Annotated in this window: 20 protein-coding genes and 1 pseudogene; 12 read left to right on the forward strand and 9 right to left on the reverse strand. The window is 64.5% G+C overall.

The window, feature by feature from the left end; genetic code table 11:
* Nucleotides 1–103: pseudogene (locus HHL25_RS09655) on the forward strand (IS110 family transposase); the annotation flags it as partial.
* Nucleotides 104–173: 70 nt separating this feature from the next.
* Here the strand turns inward: HHL25_RS09655 and HHL25_RS09660 are convergent.
* Both HHL25_RS09660 and HHL25_RS09665 read right to left on the reverse strand, forming a co-directional pair.
* Nucleotides 174–1,220 (reverse strand): NAD(P)-dependent alcohol dehydrogenase, encoded by a 1,047-nt coding sequence (locus HHL25_RS09660; protein ID WP_169589719.1) that lies wholly within the window; start codon nucleotides 1,218–1,220, stop codon nucleotides 174–176.
* A 72-nt stretch (nucleotides 1,221–1,292) separates the two neighbouring features.
* On the reverse strand, nucleotides 1,293–1,691 hold the full coding sequence (locus HHL25_RS09665) for a (R)-mandelonitrile lyase (protein WP_169589721.1): 399 nt from the start codon (nucleotides 1,689–1,691) through the stop codon (nucleotides 1,293–1,295).
* A 123-nt stretch (nucleotides 1,692–1,814) separates the two neighbouring features.
* Between HHL25_RS09665 and HHL25_RS09670 the strand changes: the two genes are divergently transcribed.
* Nucleotides 1,815–2,735 (forward strand): LysR family transcriptional regulator, encoded by a 921-nt coding sequence (locus HHL25_RS09670; RefSeq protein WP_169589723.1) that lies wholly within the window; start codon nucleotides 1,815–1,817, stop codon nucleotides 2,733–2,735.
* Nucleotides 2,736–2,745: 10 nt separating this feature from the next.
* Here HHL25_RS09670 and HHL25_RS09675 read toward each other — a convergent pair whose 3' ends face one another.
* Nucleotides 2,746–2,994 carry a hypothetical protein gene (locus tag HHL25_RS09675; protein WP_169589725.1) on the reverse strand — a complete coding sequence of 83 codons (249 nt, stop codon included), beginning with the start codon at nucleotides 2,992–2,994 and terminating at the stop codon, nucleotides 2,746–2,748.
* A gap of 294 nt (nucleotides 2,995–3,288) precedes the next feature.
* Between HHL25_RS09675 and HHL25_RS09680 the strand changes: the two genes are divergently transcribed.
* From HHL25_RS09680 to HHL25_RS09705, 6 genes are all read left to right on the forward strand, one after another.
* Nucleotides 3,289–4,368, forward strand: a complete 1,080-nt coding sequence (locus tag HHL25_RS09680) for a hypothetical protein (protein WP_169589727.1) — start codon at nucleotides 3,289–3,291, stop codon at nucleotides 4,366–4,368.
* Between the two features lie 25 nt (nucleotides 4,369–4,393).
* Nucleotides 4,394–5,662 (forward strand): phage tail tip lysozyme, encoded by a 1,269-nt coding sequence (locus HHL25_RS09685; RefSeq protein WP_169589729.1) that lies wholly within the window; start codon nucleotides 4,394–4,396, stop codon nucleotides 5,660–5,662.
* 322 nt (nucleotides 5,663–5,984) lie between these two features.
* Nucleotides 5,985–6,194, forward strand: a complete 210-nt coding sequence (locus tag HHL25_RS09690) for a cold-shock protein (RefSeq protein WP_028737030.1) — start codon at nucleotides 5,985–5,987, stop codon at nucleotides 6,192–6,194.
* Between the two features lie 136 nt (nucleotides 6,195–6,330).
* The gene (locus HHL25_RS09695; protein ID WP_169589731.1) at nucleotides 6,331–6,615 is read left to right on the forward strand and encodes a cold-shock protein; all 285 of its coding nucleotides are present in this window, start codon (nucleotides 6,331–6,333) and stop codon (nucleotides 6,613–6,615) included.
* Nucleotides 6,616–6,670: 55 nt separating this feature from the next.
* Entirely contained in the window at nucleotides 6,671–6,910 is a 240-nt protein-coding gene (rpsU, locus tag HHL25_RS09700) for a 30S ribosomal protein S21 (protein ID WP_169589734.1), read from the forward strand.
* Nucleotides 6,911–6,983: 73 nt separating this feature from the next.
* Nucleotides 6,984–7,217: a hypothetical protein gene (locus HHL25_RS09705; RefSeq protein ID WP_169589736.1), complete on the forward strand. Its 234-nt coding sequence runs from the start codon at nucleotides 6,984–6,986 to the stop codon at nucleotides 7,215–7,217.
* A gap of 172 nt (nucleotides 7,218–7,389) precedes the next feature.
* Here the strand turns inward: HHL25_RS09705 and HHL25_RS09710 are convergent, their stop codons facing one another.
* On the reverse strand, nucleotides 7,390–9,789 hold the full coding sequence (locus tag HHL25_RS09710) for an autotransporter outer membrane beta-barrel domain-containing protein (RefSeq protein ID WP_169589738.1): 2,400 nt from the start codon (nucleotides 9,787–9,789) through the stop codon (nucleotides 7,390–7,392).
* 221 nt (nucleotides 9,790–10,010) lie between these two features.
* Between HHL25_RS09710 and HHL25_RS09715 the strand changes: the two genes are divergently transcribed.
* From HHL25_RS09715 to HHL25_RS09725, 3 genes are all read left to right on the forward strand, one after another.
* Entirely contained in the window at nucleotides 10,011–11,462 is a 1,452-nt protein-coding gene (locus HHL25_RS09715; protein ID WP_169589740.1) for a sensor histidine kinase, read from the forward strand.
* Nucleotides 11,462–12,145, forward strand: a complete 684-nt coding sequence (locus HHL25_RS09720; RefSeq protein ID WP_169589743.1) for a response regulator transcription factor — start codon at nucleotides 11,462–11,464, stop codon at nucleotides 12,143–12,145. Before HHL25_RS09715 ends, HHL25_RS09720 begins: the two co-directional genes overlap by 1 nt.
* Before the next feature lie 111 nt (nucleotides 12,146–12,256).
* Complete coding sequence (locus HHL25_RS09725; RefSeq protein ID WP_169589745.1) at nucleotides 12,257–12,946, forward strand: phosphatase PAP2 family protein; 690 nt, start codon at nucleotides 12,257–12,259, stop codon at nucleotides 12,944–12,946.
* 36 nt (nucleotides 12,947–12,982) lie between these two features.
* Here HHL25_RS09725 and HHL25_RS09730 read toward each other — a convergent pair whose 3' ends face one another.
* The 3 genes from HHL25_RS09730 to HHL25_RS09740 all read right to left on the reverse strand — a co-directional run bounded on the left by HHL25_RS09730 (nucleotide 12,983) and on the right by HHL25_RS09740 (nucleotide 15,145).
* Complete coding sequence (locus HHL25_RS09730) at nucleotides 12,983–13,759, reverse strand: VOC family protein (protein ID WP_169589747.1); 777 nt, start codon at nucleotides 13,757–13,759, stop codon at nucleotides 12,983–12,985.
* A 37-nt stretch (nucleotides 13,760–13,796) separates the two neighbouring features.
* Nucleotides 13,797–14,285 (reverse strand): DUF1579 domain-containing protein, encoded by a 489-nt coding sequence (locus HHL25_RS09735; protein WP_169589749.1) that lies wholly within the window; start codon nucleotides 14,283–14,285, stop codon nucleotides 13,797–13,799.
* 131 nt (nucleotides 14,286–14,416) lie between these two features.
* Entirely contained in the window at nucleotides 14,417–15,145 is a 729-nt protein-coding gene (locus tag HHL25_RS09740) for a DUF899 domain-containing protein (protein ID WP_169589752.1), read from the reverse strand.
* Between the two features lie 61 nt (nucleotides 15,146–15,206).
* Here HHL25_RS09740 and HHL25_RS09745 point away from each other — a divergent pair, with 61 nt between their 5' ends.
* The gene (locus tag HHL25_RS09745; protein WP_169589754.1) at nucleotides 15,207–15,656 is read left to right on the forward strand and encodes a MarR family winged helix-turn-helix transcriptional regulator; all 450 of its coding nucleotides are present in this window, start codon (nucleotides 15,207–15,209) and stop codon (nucleotides 15,654–15,656) included.
* 304 nt (nucleotides 15,657–15,960) lie between these two features.
* Here the strand turns inward: HHL25_RS09745 and HHL25_RS09750 are convergent, their stop codons facing one another.
* Together HHL25_RS09750 and HHL25_RS09755 are read right to left on the reverse strand one after the other, a co-directional pair.
* Complete coding sequence (locus tag HHL25_RS09750) at nucleotides 15,961–16,722, reverse strand: RES family NAD+ phosphorylase (RefSeq protein ID WP_169589757.1); 762 nt, start codon at nucleotides 16,720–16,722, stop codon at nucleotides 15,961–15,963.
* Entirely contained in the window at nucleotides 16,682–17,068 is a 387-nt protein-coding gene (locus tag HHL25_RS09755) for an MbcA/ParS/Xre antitoxin family protein (RefSeq protein ID WP_169589759.1), read from the reverse strand. The genes HHL25_RS09750 and HHL25_RS09755 overlap by 41 nt, the downstream gene beginning before the upstream one ends.
* Nucleotides 17,069–17,252 lie beyond the last annotated feature (184 nt).

Here is a 17,252-nt window from a genome sequence, read left to right on the forward strand (position 1 = left end):
GGCGGGCAAGCCCAGGATCGTCGCAGTCGTCGCTACCATGCGCAAACTGCTGACAATCCTCAACGCCATCATCCGGGACGAAAAACCATGGCAAAACGCTTGACTGCCAAGACAGTCGCTCTCCCCGCAAGCGGGGAGAGGGTCAGGGTGAGGGGCAATGGCGGGAACTTTCCCTAGAGAGTCGCGCTGTCGATGACGAAGCGGTATTTCACGTCGCTCTTCAGCATCCGGGCATAGGCGGCCTCGATGTCTGAGGCGGCGATCATCTCGATGTCGGCGACGATGTTGTGCTCGGCGCAGAAATCCAGCATTTCCTGGGTTTCAGCAATGCCGCCGATGGTCGAGCCGGCGATCGAACGACGCTTCATGATCAGCGGGAAGACGGCCGGCGACGGGTGCGGATGCTCCGGCGCACCGACGAGCGTCAGCGTTCCGTCGCGCTTCAAAAGGTTCACATAGCTGTCGAGATCATGGCTGGCGGCGACCGTGTCGACGATCAGGTCGAACGAGTTGGCGTGGGCCTTCATCTCGTCGGCGTTGCGGGAGACGACGACCTCATGGGCGCCGAGGTCGAGGGCCGCCTGGCGCTTTCCCTCCGAGGTGGTGAAGGCCACCACATGGGCTCCGAGGGCGCGGGCGAGCTTGACGCCCATATGGCCGAGGCCACCGATGCCGACGATGCCGACCTTCTTGCCGGGACCGGCGTTCCAGTGGCGCAGAGGCGACCACAGCGTGATGCCGGCGCAGAGCAGCGGCGCCACGGCGGCGAGCTGGTTGGCCGGGTGACGGACCTTCACGACGAACTTGTCGCGCACGGTGATCGACTGCGAATAGCCGCCGAGCGTGTGGCCGGGCACGTCCGGCGTCCTGCTGTTGTAGGTGAGCGAGGGGCCGTGCTCGCAATACTGTTCCAGCCCGTCGTCGCAGGCATAGCAGCCCTGGCAGCTGTCGACCATGCAGCCGACACCTACCGTCTCGCCGACCTTGAAGCCGGTGACGGCCGGGCCGACGGCGGTGACATGGCCGACGATTTCGTGGCCAGGAACGCAAGGATAAAGCGTGCCCGCCCATTCGGCGCGGACGGTGTGGAGGTCGGAATGGCAAACGCCGCAATAGGCGATGGCGATCTGAACGTCGTTCGCCCCCACCTCGCGGCGGGTGATTTCCATCGATTCAAGCGGTTTGTCGGCGGCATAGGCGCCGAAGGCCCTGGTCAGCATAGGCATTCTCCAATTCGGTTGATGGTGTGGAAGCCCCGGGGAGGATCCGCGGCGGGATCGGCCGCGGGGAGGTCAGCGGCCGGAATACTGGTCGTCGCTCACCGGCTCCAGCCAGTCGACGGTCTTGCCGTCGAGGGCCTCGTGGATCGCGATATGAGTCATGGCCACGGTCGCAGATGCGCCGTGCCAGTGCTTTTCGCCGGGTGCGAACCAGACGACGTCGCCGGGCCGGATCTCCTCGACCGGACCGCCCTCACGCTGGACGAGGCCGAGGCCTTGCGTGACGATCAGGGTCTGGCCGAGCGGATGGGTGTGCCAGGCGGTGCGGGCACCGGGTTCGAAGGTCACCGCAGCACCGTTGGCACGCGCTGGCTCGTCCGCCTGGAACAGCGGGTCGATGCGGACCGTGCCGGTGAACCAATCCGCCGGCCCCTTGCCGGACGGCCGCGATCCCAGTCTCTTGATGTCCATGATCCGCTCCCGTGACACTTGCGACGACGGACGCGCGAACGCGCCCTGCCACAGACTATAGCCGACGCGATTTAATTCGATTAGACTGCATAAAACGATTGCACTTATATCCAGGATCAATGAATGCGCCGCGAAGACCTTGCCGACCTGATGGCCTTCCAGAGCGTGGCGGAGGAGCGCAGCTTCACGCGCGCCGCCGCGCGGCTCGGCACCTCGCAATCCTCGCTCAGCCTGATCGTGCGGCGGCTCGAGGAACGGCTCGGCGTGCGGCTGCTCACCCGCACCACCCGCAGCCTCGCGCCGACGGAGGCCGGCGAACGGCTGCTGGCAGCCCTCGGCCCGGCCTTCGGCAGCATCGACCAGGAACTGGAGGCGCTCGGCCAGTATCGCGTAAAGCCGGCCGGTAGCTTCAGGATCACCGCGACCCAGCACGCGATCGACACCGTGCTGTGGCCGGCACTGGCCCCCGTTCTGAAAAGCCATCCCGACATCAAGGTCGAGCTTTTCTCCGACCTCGCACTGATCGACATCGTGGCGGAGCGCTTCGACGCCGGCGTCCGGTTCGGCGAACAGGTGGAAAAGGACATGGTGGCGGTGCGGATCGCCCCCGACGCCCGGCTCGTGGTGGTCGGTTCGCCCGGCTATATGGCAAACCGGCCGCGGCCATCGTCACCACGCGAGCTCACCCAACACGACTGCATCAATACGCGCCTGCCGACCTATGGCGGCTTCTATGCCTGGGAGTTCGAAAAGGACGGACAGGAGATCCGCGTCCGGGTCGACGGGCAACTGGTGTTCAACGATGTCCGCCATGTGCTGACCGCGGCCTTGGAAGGCCACGGCCTCGCCTTCCTGTTCGAGGACATGGTGCGAGAGCATATCGCAGAGGGTCGGCTCATCCAGCTGCTCGACGACTGGACGCCGCCGTTTACCGGATATCATCTGTATTATCCGAGCCGCCGCCACCCCTCGCCGGCCTTCTCTCTCATCGTGGACGCGCTGCGCCACCCCTCGCCCTCGCGCCGGGTGGGCGACAGAGGCTGAGAGGCACTGCCTAGTCGTGGCGCTGCCGCCGTCTCAGGCTTTGGAAGACGGCCAGCGCGACACCGATCGCAAGCCCGGGCAACGCCGAAGCGATGGCAACGGTCGCGGCCCCCATCTCACAGCCGCCGGAATCGCCCGGTGTTCCGCAGCGCGGGTCGAGCAGATAGCCGAGCGTCAAGGCCAGCAGCATCGTGACGACGGGCAGCCCGACAAGGCCTATCAGGCCGTAGATGAAAACTCTCGCAATCGTCGCAAACATACACTCCCCCTCGGGGCCACCCAACACCATGGCGACTGCCCTTTGCGCCGATCCTACGCCATCGGTTTCAGCGGGGAAACGGCCAACCTGACCAGCGGCCCTGGCGGCGGATGCCATTCCGCGCAGCGATGCAGGTTTGAAGACCCCAATCAATCGCACCTATAGATTGTGCTATTTTAGACAATTAACTCTTTACGTGTTTTTGAAACGCGGTATCATCCCTGACAGATTGCCGTGCGCATGAGGTGCGCGGCCGCGATCGGCGCCGAGGCCCGTTCGCCCCAGGGGGACATCATGACGAGACTTCCGGCCCCTGCGGCGCTTCGCAGGGCGCTCTGCGGTATTGCCCTTTTTCTCGCGGCAGGACTTCTCTCCTGCGCGGCGCCGACGACGGTCAGGGGAATTGCGCCGGTCCTCGATGCCGGCGCCGTGGAGCGGTCGAGCAGCAACCGCGCCCGGATCATGGATGCCCTGACGCGGGATGCGGGTTATGGCGGGGCGAGTGTCGACTGGTATGACGTGACGGTCGCCGGCTTCAACTATGTCGACGACAGCTGCGCGCTGTATTTCGACGAACTGTTCAAGCTCAACCGACAGCGCGACGCGGCACAGTCGCTGATTTCCGTCACCGGACAGACCACGAACGCGCTGCTCGCCGTCACCGGCGCCTCCAAGTTGTCGATGGCGGTGGTGGCGCAGGCTTTCGGGCTCGGATCGAGCCTCACCGACATCGTCGCGGGGACCTATCTCTACTCGCTGCCGCCCGCCACGACGAAGAAGTTCATTGCCAAGACGATGGCAGCCTATCGCGACGGTGCGGCCAAGCAGCGGGGAGAAATCCAGCGTTCGCCGACCGTCGCCTACAGTTTCGTGCGCGGTTATCTCGACCTCTGCCTGCCGGCGACCATCGAGGGCCAGCTGGTCGAACATGTCGGGGCGGCGACAGCCGCCGCGCGGACGGAACCCAACAGCACTGCGGTGACGATCGAGGTCAGCAGCGACAACAGCGGCGCCTTGCGCGAACCAAAGAACCCGATCGAGCCCCTGCCGCCGGTCGTGCCGCGGGACCGGGCGATCGCTTACGAAAAGCTGGTGCTGCCCACCACCTGGGTGCGGATCCAGAGGCTCGTCTGCGTCGCGGAAAACGGCAAGATCGAGCGGACGACGCGGACCGCCATCCGCCAGTTCCTGGCAGGACGAGGCGAAGACCGGCCGAACATCGACACGACGGGCGTCACGGAGGCCGACGCGCGGTTGCTCGAAACCTTGATCGAGAAGAACGGCGGGACCTGCCAGGAACGCAACGTCCCGGACGCCACCAAGGCGGGCGCCCTTTCACTGAAACAGGAACAGCAACCATCACCTCAACCCTGAAGACCGAACGCAGGAGAACAAGGCAATGGCAGTCATGCTCCAGACACGCACGCTCCGGGCGGCTCCGGCAGGCAACGTCCTTCAGGTCGAGGCGACACGGGGGACAAGGATAGACGTGCTCGACGGCAGCACCCCACCCTGGGCGAAGGTCCGGCTGCTGATCGAGGGCAAGCCGGAGGGCTGGGTCAGCGCCGACGCAATCGACGCGGACTCAGACACGCTTCCGTCACTCGACAAGGATCTCGTGGCCCGCCAATGCACCGAGCAGTCGGCGATGTTCGGATCGAACGCCTTCTATCTGATGACCGTCGCGCAACTGCGCAGCAACATCAGCGGCACGCCACCGGCGGGAACGGCCGGCCCCGGCCCCTTCTGCTTCTCGCCCGGGGAGTGGGAGCGACACGGCGCCGATCCGGGTTTCGGCATCCACTATCGGCCGGAGGAGATCGGCGACTGGCGCGCCCAGTGCACGCTTGCGGCGATCATGGCGGTGGACATGCAGGTCTCTCTCGCCACCGCGCTGCGCCGGCAGCCGAATATGACCGAGCTCTTCCTTGCGCAGATCGTCGGCGCCAGTGCCGCGACACGGGCGCTCACCGCGCCCGACAGTCCGACCGCGGAGATCCTCCAGATCGCCCGCGACAAGGCGCAAGCCGAGGGCATCGACCCGGAGAACCTCAACGGACGGGACGCGTCATTGCTGGCCGGCGCGACGATACAGGAGGTCCTCGATGCTATCACGGCGAAACTGGCGGAGGCGCTGGAGGCGGTCCGTCCGCTGGTCAGGAAGGCGGTCGACGAGTTGATCAAGGTCCTGGCCGAATTCGGCGGCACCGGGCCTGTGGGCCTGGCTCTGATCCGGCGCCAGTCATCCTATCTGGCTACTGCCGAGAAAAAGGCGATGGCAAAGCTAATCATGGAGAAATTTGCGGCTCAGGGTTTTGGCACCGTCCAGCAGATCGCCGCGGTCGCCAATGCGATCGCCGAATCCGGTCTCAACCCGAACGCTTCGAACACCGCCGGCGAGCGCAGTTTCGGGTTGTTCCAGCTGAACCAGAACGGCGGCGTCGGCTTTGGCCACGACGAAGCGGAACTGAAGGACCCCGATCGCAACATCGAAATCATGCTGGCGGAGATCGCCAAGCCCTATCAGCGCGCCAACCGGCATGCCTTTGCCGCGACCACCAGCCTGCACGAGGCAGTCAGGATCTTTGTCCACCATTTCGAAAAGCCGGCCAACAAGACGGGCGAGACAGCGCACCGGTTCGAGATCGCGCAAGGGCTTGTGGGATAAGCCCTTCACGCTCGACGATTTACCGGCGCCCGGTCCGGAAGATCGGCGGCTTGACTGAGGAGGCCAGCGCCCGGCAAATGGCGTTTTTCCTGCCTCGGCCGGGCGGCGCGAGGCCGGGCCAAACACTCGCATAAATCGAAACCAACGGGAATTTTCATTCTTTCATTGCAAAACGGCGCAAAGAGACTATATTTAATCTCATCGAAGATTGCTTGTGACCTTTGTCTACGCGCCGAGGCGCCTCCGTCAGATTTCCTCTCAACATCGATCAGAGCCGGACGAATATCTCCCCGGCCAACCAAACGATTGAAAGGAAATCGTTATGAACACCGGCACCGTAAAGTGGTTCAACAGCACCAAGGGCTTCGGCTTCATTCAGCCTGACGAAGGCTCGACCGACGTATTCGTCCACATCTCCGCCGTCGAACGGTCGGGCATGCGCGAACTCGTCGAAGGCCAGAAGGTCTCTTACGACATCGTGCGCGACAAAAAGTCGGGCAAGAATTCCGCGGATAATCTGCGGGCTGCGTAATTGTCATTCGCAGCGACTGACCACGGATGTACTGGCAGTCGACGCTCGAGTGACAGGGAGAGGTCGGGGTAACGCCCGGCCTTTTTACTTTGCGCTCTCTCCCGGTTCGGGAGATTTGACGAAAAGAGAAGACATCATGAGTATTGCGTTGCCCCGCGTGGGCGATCGGGTCCTTCTCAAGGACGGCATTGCCGGCAGCGGCCGGAACAGGCAGGCCTGTCGCATCGTTACCATCCTGCCGGCCGAACACGGCCAGCCGGAATACCGCATACGCTTCGATTCGGAGAATTTCGAGCGGCGCATCACTTTGTCCGACATCGACGGCGCAGCGCCGCCGGCGGCGGATACGGAGATGCAAAACCAGTCGACGGCCAAGGCCGAACCCTGGTTCAAAGCCTCCTCGCTTCGGATCGGGCGCTAATCTTTCAACCCCAAGCCATCAAGCGGCGGCCCGCCCGCCCGAGAAAGGATTACCCTTGCAGGTTCTCGTTCGTGACAACAATGTCGACCAGGCCCTCCGCGTCCTGAAGAAGAAGATGCAGCGCGAAGGTCTGTTTCGCGAGATGAAGGCCCGTAGCGCCTTCGAAAAGCCGTCCGAAAAGCGCGTGCGCGAGAAGGCCGAAGCCGTTCGTCGCCAGCGCAAGCTCGCCCGCAAGAAGCTGCAGCGCGAAGGCCTGCTGCCGATGCCGAAGAAGGCCGCGCCGCGGACGCGCTGAGGCCACCGATTGCGGCCTGCGCTCCCCTTCCGGGGCGCTCGCCGCCTCCCCTCCCTCGGGACGAGGTAAGAAAATGACTGCAACCAAGGACAGGTTCTTCAAGCCGGAGAAAGTCGATCCGCGCGCCAAGGCAGCGACGACCGACAGCATTGCCCGCTCGATCATCGAGGCGGAAGCAGTGGCTCGCGACAAGAAGACCGAAGCGCTCCGCGCGCTGCGCCTCGAACGCGAGGCCAATGCCGAACCTCAGGGCGCGACGGTGGCAAAATCCGGACGGAAGACCAAGGTGTCGGCCAAGCGGGGCTGACGCTCCACGGAGCGGCGTCAACACGACCGCCATCCTCCCCCTCACCGATCAAGAATCATGAAGACGACCGCCGGCTTGGGGCCGACGACCGCCAGGCTTGCCGGGGGCGACAAGCATTTCAGGGCAGCATGCTTTTCAAAGCATCAGGCTCGTCAAAGCATCAGGCCCGCAATCAGAACTTCACGCCAAACGTGCCCGACAGATATTGTTCGCTGGTGCCCTCGCCGAACTGGCCGGAGTAATCGAGCGAGAAGCTCGCCTTTTCCGAGACGGCCAGTTCCACACCGGCGCCAAGCATCGCGGTATTGCGGGCCGAGCCTGCCGATGCGGTGGTGAAACCGTCACCCGTGCCCAACGCCATGGCTGTCTGCGAGACGGTATCGCCGTAGACGTGACGCCAGCCGAGCGAACCCTTCACCTTGCCGAGCATGCCGTTGACGGCGAAGTCGCGGTCGAGGCGGACGCCGAGCGTCTGCTGCCACTGGCCCTGATTCTCGCCGTCGACGGAGAGAGCCGCGGCACCGCCCTTTTCGGTGAAGCCGTCGGTATCGACATTCACATAAGCGAGATTGGCGAAGGGCTCGATATGGAGCAGGTCCCGGTCGATGCGCCATGCGGCTTCGGCGAAGGCCTGGGCGGTGCGGGCATCGTAGTCGGCGGTCAGTTCGTCGCTGAAGCCGGTGAAGTCGACCGTACGCGAGGCATCGATTTCAGACAGGCCATAGGCCGCACCGAATCGCAGGCCGAGCGGGCCGATCTGGCGACCGCCATAGGCGGCGATCTGGTAGGTGTCGACGTCTGCCGAGGAGGACAGGCCGTTCTGGTCGTAGTGATCGGAGCCATAGCCGCCGGCAAAGCCGAGGCGCCAGCCGTTTTCCAGCCCGGCATCGGCACCGAAGAGCACTCCACCGCCGCCGACATCCGTGCCGTGGCCGTTGCCGTTGCCGTCGTACCGGTTCCAGGCGCCGTAACCGCTCATCCAGACATTGACCGGGCGATCGCCCTTCCTGGCCAGGATCGGCATGGCTTCCTGCTTTTCCTCTTCGGCATAGGCCGAGGCCGCCGAACCGGTGCCGACACCGCCGAAGGTGGAGCGCAGGCGGTCAGACAGACCGTCCCGCGTCAGGCGGCTGCGGTCGAGCACGCCGGTTCGGGTGCTGGAATGCACTTCGCCCGAAAGCTTCTCGAAGGCGGAACCCGGCTCGCCGGTCGGCAATGCCAGCACGGCGTTATAGAGCGTCCCGTTGCCCTGGCTTTCGACCGCATTGGCGACGCCTGTCTGGTTCGGCGTGGTGGCGAGCGAGGCGAAGGTGCCGCAGGCGATGCAGCGGGCCAGTCTCAGATAGGCCTTGGTCGCATCATAGGTCACGTCGGCATCGAGATAGGCGAAGTTCTCGTTGACCGTGTCGAAGCTGCCGGTCAGAGAGCCGCCCTCAAGGATGGTGTAGGTGGTCGACGCGTTGTAGGTCGAGCCGTCGTCGGTGCCGTTCTGGGCATAGACATCAAGGGTGACGCCGCTTCTGATGTCGATGGAGCCGCCCGAGACAACCTTGTCGGCATTGCCGGCATTGTCGACATGCACCGTATAGTTCGACCCCGAATAGAGGGTGACGCTGCCGCCGACATTCAGCTGGCCGATGCCGGCATCGCTGCCCGGCGAAAGGGTCGAGCCGCTGTTGGCGTAGAGCACGCCGGAAAGCGTGCCGGTACCGCCGAACACGCCGCCGGAGAGGCTGGCCATCGAGCCCAGGGTGACGCCGTCGAGAAGCAGCGAGCCGCCGTTGACATAGGTCTCGCCGGAGAAGGCTGCGGCATCGCCGCCGAGAACGGTCGTGCCGCTGTCGACGATGAGCTGGCCGTCGCCCGACAGGTCCGTGTCGAAATTGTAGGAGGCAAGGCCGTGATCGAAAGTCAGCGTGGAGGCCGTGTTCCCGAAGCGTACCACGTTGGCCAGGAGCGAACCGCCGCCGGTGCCGATCGTGATTTCGCCGGCAGCGTAAGAGCTGCCGAGAATGATGTCGCCTGCGCCACCGTCAACGTTCGCCGTGGAATCGTTGGTGAGGGTGAGAGATCCGGCCGACGTGTCGCCGATGCGCAGATCGCCGTTCCAAATGTCGAGCACCGAGGCGCCGTCGACAATGACCGTTCCCGTGCCAGAGGCGCCGCCGATTGTCAGAATCCCGTTCACCTCAGCAAGGCCCTGATCGAGCACCTGCAGGCTGCCGTCGCTCAGATGGCCGATGACGACGCCGGCGGAGTTATACCAGGCCGAGCCGGGACCACGAACGATGACTTCCCCATATGGCGAGGTCGCGCCCGCAGATGCCCCGACAAAGGCGTCGGTGTTGCGAACATCCGCACCGTTCTCGACGATCATCGTACCGGCAGCAGCGTTGCCTACCTGAAGCGTATCCGCGTAGTTGAAGTCCGCCGTATGGGTGACGACGCCGTCGACGTCGGCAGCCTGCGCGGGGAGCGCGACAAAGACCGTCAGAGCCGTCGAGGCAAAAAGCGCCCCGGTCCTGCTGAAACAGACGTGCTTCTTCGCGAAGCTCCGTGAAAAGGGTTTCATTGTGTTCCTCTTAACCATGTCCTTCCGGCGCCCGTCCGCGCCTTCAACTGGTTATTGGAGGAACTCGGCGAGACTCGCCACGAACCAATTCAGATCAATTCTGACGAATTCTGACAGGCATTGAACAACCACCCCATCCTGTGGCATCTCCTCGACAATACTTCCGAACTCCACTTTGCATTCCTGCCACCTACTTCACTTTTCGAAATAAAAAACTCCCCATGCTTTACGCACTCGATCCGGCCACTGCGCTTGCCGGCGTCATCAGCAGCAACGCCTTGAACGGGCTGATCTGGGCCATGCTGGCAATCTTGCGGCCGCAGCTGAAAGGGCCCGTCTGGGTCGCAGCCGGCTCTCTCCTCAGCGCCGTCGGCTTCGCCCGCCTGGTGATGCGCCCGCCAGCACCCACCGCGCTCTACCTGACCATCGACAATGCACTCATCATCTCCAGCCTGTTGTGGCTGGGGGTCGGCTATCTGCGACTGATGGACAGGCCGGTGAATGTGAAGCTCATCGTCACCTGCACGATCGCCACGGTGATCGGGCTCACGCTCGGTTACGGTACGACGGCGGAGGACACGGCGATCCGCATTCACCTGACCACGGTGATCGCCTTCATCCTCATCTTCTTTTCCTGCCATACGGTCATACGCCACACCGATCTGTCGATGCTGATCCGGGCCGCCGTCGTCGTCATCATGGCTATCCACGGGATCGTCGCCCTGATGCGGTCGCTCGCCCAGCTGACGCGCAGCGCGCTTCCCTCGCAGGTTCTGGCCGACCGGCTCCAGGCATGGATCTTCCTCGAGTGGAGCCTGTTCTTCAGCATGCTGAACCTCATCATGCTGCTGACGGTCGTGATGAAGTTCTCGAACTCACTGCAAAAGTCCGTCAGCGAGCTCAATGCCGAGGTGGCGGAGCGACGCAAGCTGCAGCATCAGCTTGCGCGACAGCTGGAGGCGGAACGGGCGCTCCGCGAAGAGCAGTACCAGTTCGTCCGCATGGTCACCCACGAGTTGCGAACGCCACTTGCCGTCATCGACCGCGCGGCGGAGATGGTGCGCGAGTTGGTCGACAGGCCATCCGAGGCCGTGACGCAGCGGCTGGCGAAAATTCACGAGGCGACGCGCGGCCTGTTCAACCTGATCGACCGCTTCCTGATCACCGAACGCGACCAGAAGATCGAGCCGCAGTTCGAGATCATGACGGTCTCGACGCTTGCCGAGCGCCTGCGGCGGCATTTCGAGGGAACGGCCTCCGCCGGGCGGATCAGGATAACGCTTGCCGACGGCCTGCCGCCGCTTCGCGCGGACGGCACGATGCTGACCACCGTGCTCGTGAACCTCGTCGACAACGCGCTGAAATATTCCCCGGAGACGGCTTCCGTCGCGGTCGAGGCTTCGCTCGACAACGACATGGTGCTGATTGCGGTGCTGGACCAGGGCATCGGCATCCCGCTGCAGGAATTCTCGCAGATCGGCCAGCGTTTCTACCGCGGCTCGAACACCTATGACACCGTCGGCGCCGGGATCGGGCTCTACAGCGCGCGCAAGCTGCTCGACTGCAACGGCGGCTCGCTGATGCTCGGCCCCCGGCACGGCGGCGGCACCGTCGCCTCGCTTCGCCTGCCGTTCATCGCGGACATGCCGGCTGCCGCCATGGAGAGCGTGTGATGGCCGAGATCCTCGTCGTCGAGGACGAGCCGTCGCTGCGGCTCGATCTCGTGGAATTCCTGTCCATGCGCGGGCATGATGCACGCGGCGCGGCGACGGCCCAGGAACTGCGGGCCCAACTCTCGGCCAAGCCGCCGCGGATCATCATCCTGGACGTCGGCCTGCCGGACGGCGACGGCTTCGAGCTGGCCCGGGAGATCCGTGCGACGCTCGACTGCGGCATCATCATGCTGACCGCCCTCGGCGAGGCCGACGACCGGATCAAGGGGTTCGAGGCCGGCGCCGACATCTATCTCGTCAAGCGTGCAAGCCTGCGCGAGATCGAGGCGGCGGCACAGAGCCTGCTGCGGCGTCTCGGCGGCGTCTCCCGGATCGAAACCCATACCGCGGATCTTTGGCGGATCGATGCCGAACAATGGCGCCTCCTGTCGCCAGGCGACCAGAGCGTGAAACTGACGGCAACCGAATATACCTTCCTGTCCCTGGTGATGGAGCAGCCGGGGCAGCCGCGCAGCCGCGAGGAACTGATCCGCAGCATCGCGCGCCCGGTTCCACATTGGGACAACCGGCATCTCGACGCCGTGGTCAGCCGGCTGCGGCGCAAGGTCTTGAAGGAAACGGGACACGAGCTGCCGGTCAAGGTGATCTATGGCAACGGCTACGCCTTCACCGCGAAGGCCTGATCCGGGTTCATTCGACCCAAGGCTTGCAGCTGGCGGGAGACGGCCATAGTTACGGGTTGATATGCAGGTGGCCGTCAGGCGGCCGCAAAACGAACAACCGGAACGGACGTCATGAAGCTATCGGCCCTCAGCCTGCGCGGCGAATCGATACCCGCCTATGTCGGCGGGGCCGTCCTTGCCCTGTTGCTCACCGGCTTCGGCATGATCGCCGACGAGGTGAGCGAGGGCGAGACGCTCGATTTCGACCGGGCCGTCATCATGGCTCTGAGGACACCCGGCAATCCGGTCGATCCGATCGGTCCGCCCTGGCTGGAAGAGGCTGCACGCGACGTCACTGCACTGGGCAGCTTTTCGGTTCTCGCCATCCTCGTCACCGTCGTCGTCTTCCATCTCTTCCTGATCGGGCGGATGCGGACCGGCTGGTTTCTCACGGCTTCGGTGGTCGGCGGCACGCTTCTCAGCACCGCACTCAAGTCGTTTTTCGACAGGCCACGCCCCGACCTTACGGGCGTGGCCCGCGTCTTCACCACCAGCTTTCCGAGCGGCCATGCGACGGTCTCGGCGGTCGCCTACCTGACGCTCGGCGCGCTGCTTGCCGAGATCGCCGCGACGCGGGGCCAGAAGGCCTTCTATCTCGGCGCGGCGGTGTTCCTCACCGTGATCGTCGGGCTCAGCCGCATCTATCTCGGCGTGCACTATCCGACCGACGTTTTGGCCGGCTGGTCGCTCGGGGCGGGCTGGGCGCTTGCCTGCACGCTGGTCGCGCACCTGATCCGGCTCAGGGCACGCAACGGAGGCTGACGCCTCCGTTGTGCTTCTCGATCGCCTGTCCGTCCTTCAGCGCTTGGGCGCGACGAGGGCGAAATAGGCGCCCTGCGGATCGACGCATTGGATCACCCAGGCGGGACCCGGCACTTCCATCACGTCGCCGACGACCTGACCGCCGGCGGAGCGCACCCGCGCCGCTGCCGCGTCGATCGCATCGACATTGATGTAGTAGCCCCAGAAGGCCATCGGCACGTCCGGCGTCCTGGTCATCATGCCGCCAATCATCTCGCCGCCGGCGGCGAAGCACTGGTAGGTGCCCATGGCCCCCATGTCGACGGCCATGTCCTTGGTCCAGCCAAAGCGTTTGGCGTAAAAGTCGAAGGCTTCCTCGCCGTTGCCGGCCATCAGTTCGCGCCAACCGAAGGTGCCCGGCGTTCCCGGAGCCGGTGCAGGCGGCATGGGGCCGTCGGGGACCATCGGCTTGAACAGGCAAAGCACGGCGCCATGCAGATCGGCGACCACCGCAAAGCGGCCAATGCCGGAGATATCCTGCGGATCGCGGTGCACCGCGCCGCCATTGTCGGCAAATTCCTTCGCCTTGGCGTCGACGTCGTCGACGGCCACATAGCCCGTCCAGTTGGGCGGCACGCCGTCGGCCTTCAACTCGTCCGGCAGCAGCATCATGCCGGCCACACCCATGTCGAAGCCAGGCACGCTGAACACCGTATAGGCCATGCCCGGCATGCCGCTGTCCTTGGCCGCCCAACCGACGACGGTGGAATAGAAGCCGGCCGCAGCCGCCGTGTCGGTCGTCATCAGCTCGTACCAGATGAATGTGCCCTGCATGGCAAGATCCTTCCTTTTGCGTCGTGAGGGGCAGCGATCAGGAGCGGCGCTCGAATTCGCTGGTCATGAATGTCTTGAAGCTGCCGTCCGGCTGGCGGACGCTGCCGGAAAAGGTCCGATGGTCATCATCGATGAAGGTTATGACATCGTGATAAATCGCGGTCGCGGACGGATCTTCGAAGGACGGACCTTCGGCTTCGAGGGTGAGCGTCTTGCCGTCCGGCTCGACCCAACCCTTGTAGACCCAGAACTTGTCCATCATCGAGCCGATCCAGGAGCCGACATAGTGGCCGACGCGCGGATCGAAACCGAGAGTCATGATCATCGTGGCCGGTTCCCCGGCGGACATCGCGCCGCGGCCTTCGCACACGACCCAAAACCCGCCGATCGAACGGACCGTCTCCGTCCAGACCTTGGCCGGATCGTCGGGGTCATAGTCTTCGATGCCCGTTGCGGCGGTGGCGATCCAGTCGCCGACCAGTTTTTCGAGAAAGCGATGCTCCTCGCGCGGTTTTGGAAGTTCCATGATCAGCCCTCCCCGGCTTTGAAACGGATGTCAGAGCATTTTCGGCGAAAGCCGAGTTGCCTCAGATGCTCTCTCCATGTTTGCACGCAGTTCCGGACGCAAAACCGCGTCGCACTTCTGCTGGAACTGCTTTAGTGGCAGCAGCTCGCCGCCTTCGGCTTTTCCTCGTATTCGTCATGGCGGCGAACGAAATCCATCGTCGAGCTCTCGTTGCGGCCCAGCGGCGCGCAATCGAGGATCATCATCGTACCCAGCATTTCCTCGCCGCCGCGGGCGTAGTTGGAATAGCTGTGATAGATCGTGCCGTCGGCGTCCCGATAGAAGCACGACATTCCCGGCAGTTCGTCATGGGCCTGTTCCGGCGGCGTCATGCGGTAATTGTAGTAGACCGGGCCGGCGGCGAGCTCTTCCTTCGTGAAGGAGACATGATAGTCGAAATTGAAGTCGGAGCCAAAGGAAGAGAACCACGGAAAAGTCCAGCCCATGCGGCGGCGATAGGCTTCGATCTTGGCAAGCGGAGCGCGGGACACGCAGACGAGCGTGACGTCGTGATTGTTGAGATGGACCAGCGTTCCGTCGATGTGATCGGCGAAGAAGGAGCAGCCCGGGCAGCCGGCCTCCCAGTCGGGACCGAACATGAAGTGATAGACGAGGAGCTGGCTGCGCCCCTCGAAGAGATCTGCAAGCGAGCGCGGACCCTGTGGCGTATCGAAAACATAGTCCTTCTCCACCTTGACCCAGGGCAAGGCGAGACGGGCGGCATTCAGCCGGTCGCGGGCGCGGGTGAATGCCTTTTCCTGCTGAAGCAGCGCCTCCCGCGCCTCCAGCCAGTCTTCTCGGGACACGACGGAATGTTCCATTCTCTCCTCCTCAGGATCGTTCCGGCTTGACTTTTTAGGTTGATATCAACATATTTTCGTCATGTCAAACCAGCCGCTGATTCCCTTTTCCACCACGCTTCAAGTGCGCGACACGTGCCTCTGCCTGCATGCCCAGCGGGCGGCACGCGCCCTGGCGCGCCGCTTCGACACCGCACTCAAGGCGCTGGGGCTGACCAACGGGCAATTCTCGCTGATGATGTCGCTCAACCGGCCGGAGCCGCCGCCGATGGGGCCGGTCGCACAGCTTCTCGCCATGGACCGCACGACGCTGACGGCCGCGCTGAAACCACTGGAGCGGCGCGGCTGGGTGTCGATCGAGCCGGATCCGAAGGACCGGCGCGGAAAACGCCTCAGACTGACCGCCGACGGCCTGGCCGTGCTTTCTGCCGCCCTGCCGATCTGGCGCGACACGCATGCGGCGGTCGAGGCGGAGCTCACGTCGGGCGACCCGGAGGGGCTCAGGCGGGATCTGGTGGAGATTTCCCGCTAGAGACGCGCCGCCCGAGGACTGGGATCGCCCCTCATCCGCCTGCCGGCACCTCTGCCGGCCCTTCGCTTGAGCTCAGGGCGTTCGTCATTCGAAACGATCACCGGATCGTTTCGCCGGCTGCGCCGACCATTCCTCACCCCCGTTTCAACGGGGAGAAGGAACAAGCGGCACCGCCGCGGCAGTCCCCTCTCCTCGTTTACGGGGGTCCGAAGGACGGGTCGAGACACGCGGCTCGACCCCGGTCGGGTCAGGGTGAGGGGCAACCCGACACCGACCCTGGGGTTAGGAATGCTCGAATGCGTCCTCACCCGAACCGGGCCCTCAGTCTGTCATCGTCGGCAAAATCCGCGATCGCGAATCCGACTGCGCGGCGGGGGAAGTCGCAGAGCGCCTGCACACCGGCCGGCGAGAGACGGATGCGCCAGGTCTGGCGCTCGAGCGGTTCGCGGGCGGCAAAGCCCTTGGCCGTGAGCAAGGCGATGTTTTTGCCGCCCCTGGGATCACGGACCGAGGCGTAGAGAATGGCCCCGATCTCCCCTGCCCGCGCGTTTTCGGCCAGCGCCTGACATGCCTGATAGTCGCGCGGGTCCCGCCAGGCGGCCACGTCGCGGGAGAGCGGCGGCTCGGTCAGGTCGATGGCGCGCGGCGTGGCGATCGCCGCGGAAAAGGCGGTGTAGTCGCCGGCATTGGACGGCAGCGGCGTGGCCGGCGATTCGGCATAAAAAAGCAGGCGATAAAAGGCCATCTCGGCCAGGGCCGTGTCGACGCTTTCGGCTGCGTAGAAGACCCCGAGCGTGCGGCCGGCGCGGCGGAAACGCGAACCATGCGGATAGACGCCGCCATAGCGGAAGGGCGTGGCGAGCAGGTAGTCGAGCCCGGTGCATTCCGGCGGGAGCGCCGGCTTGCTCTCCTCCAGCAGCGCCTCGAGCAGAACCTGCTCCTCGACATTGTCGACAAGCTTCATGGTCGAGACCTGATGCTGCGCCTCGACCAGCCGCCAGAAGGCGCCAGAAATGGGGCGCGCCTCAGACGAGAGCGCGGCGGGCGTCCAGATAGGCCAGGACATCGACGAGACCGGAAACGGTGGTGATCTTCTCCAGCGGAACGCCGCCGAGCGCGAGGTTTTCGGCGCGAAGCCAGCCACGGGCCACGCCCTCGTCGCCGCCGGCAATCGCATCGAGCGAGCGGAACAGCCGGATGAGGAGCAGCGCCAGCTCGAAGGGTTTCGTGCCGCGCTCGACGCGGAAGTCGAGGCGCTTCATGCGCGAGACACTCGCCTCGGACACGCCGATGACGGCGGCGAGCTGGCGTGCCGACAGCCCCAGCCGGTCGGCGGCGGCAACCACGGCCTTGGTGACGGTCGCGGCTTCCGACGGCGCGGGCCTTGCGTATTCGTGGGCATGTTGCAGCATGGAAAAATCCTTTCCTTGGAAAGAATGTAGTGCATTCTTGTCTGAAGATAAAGAGGCGCGGATTTCTGACGATGGATAGTACTCGTTCCCGCCCCTCATCCGCCTGCTGAGCCAGTCGAAGGGCGGCACCTCGGCCAGCCCTTCGCTTGAGCTCAGGCGTTCGTCATTCGAAACGATTCACCGG

The organism is Rhizobium terricola, assembly GCF_012927355.1.
Classification (GTDB): domain Bacteria; phylum Pseudomonadota; class Alphaproteobacteria; order Rhizobiales; family Rhizobiaceae; genus Allorhizobium; species Allorhizobium terricola.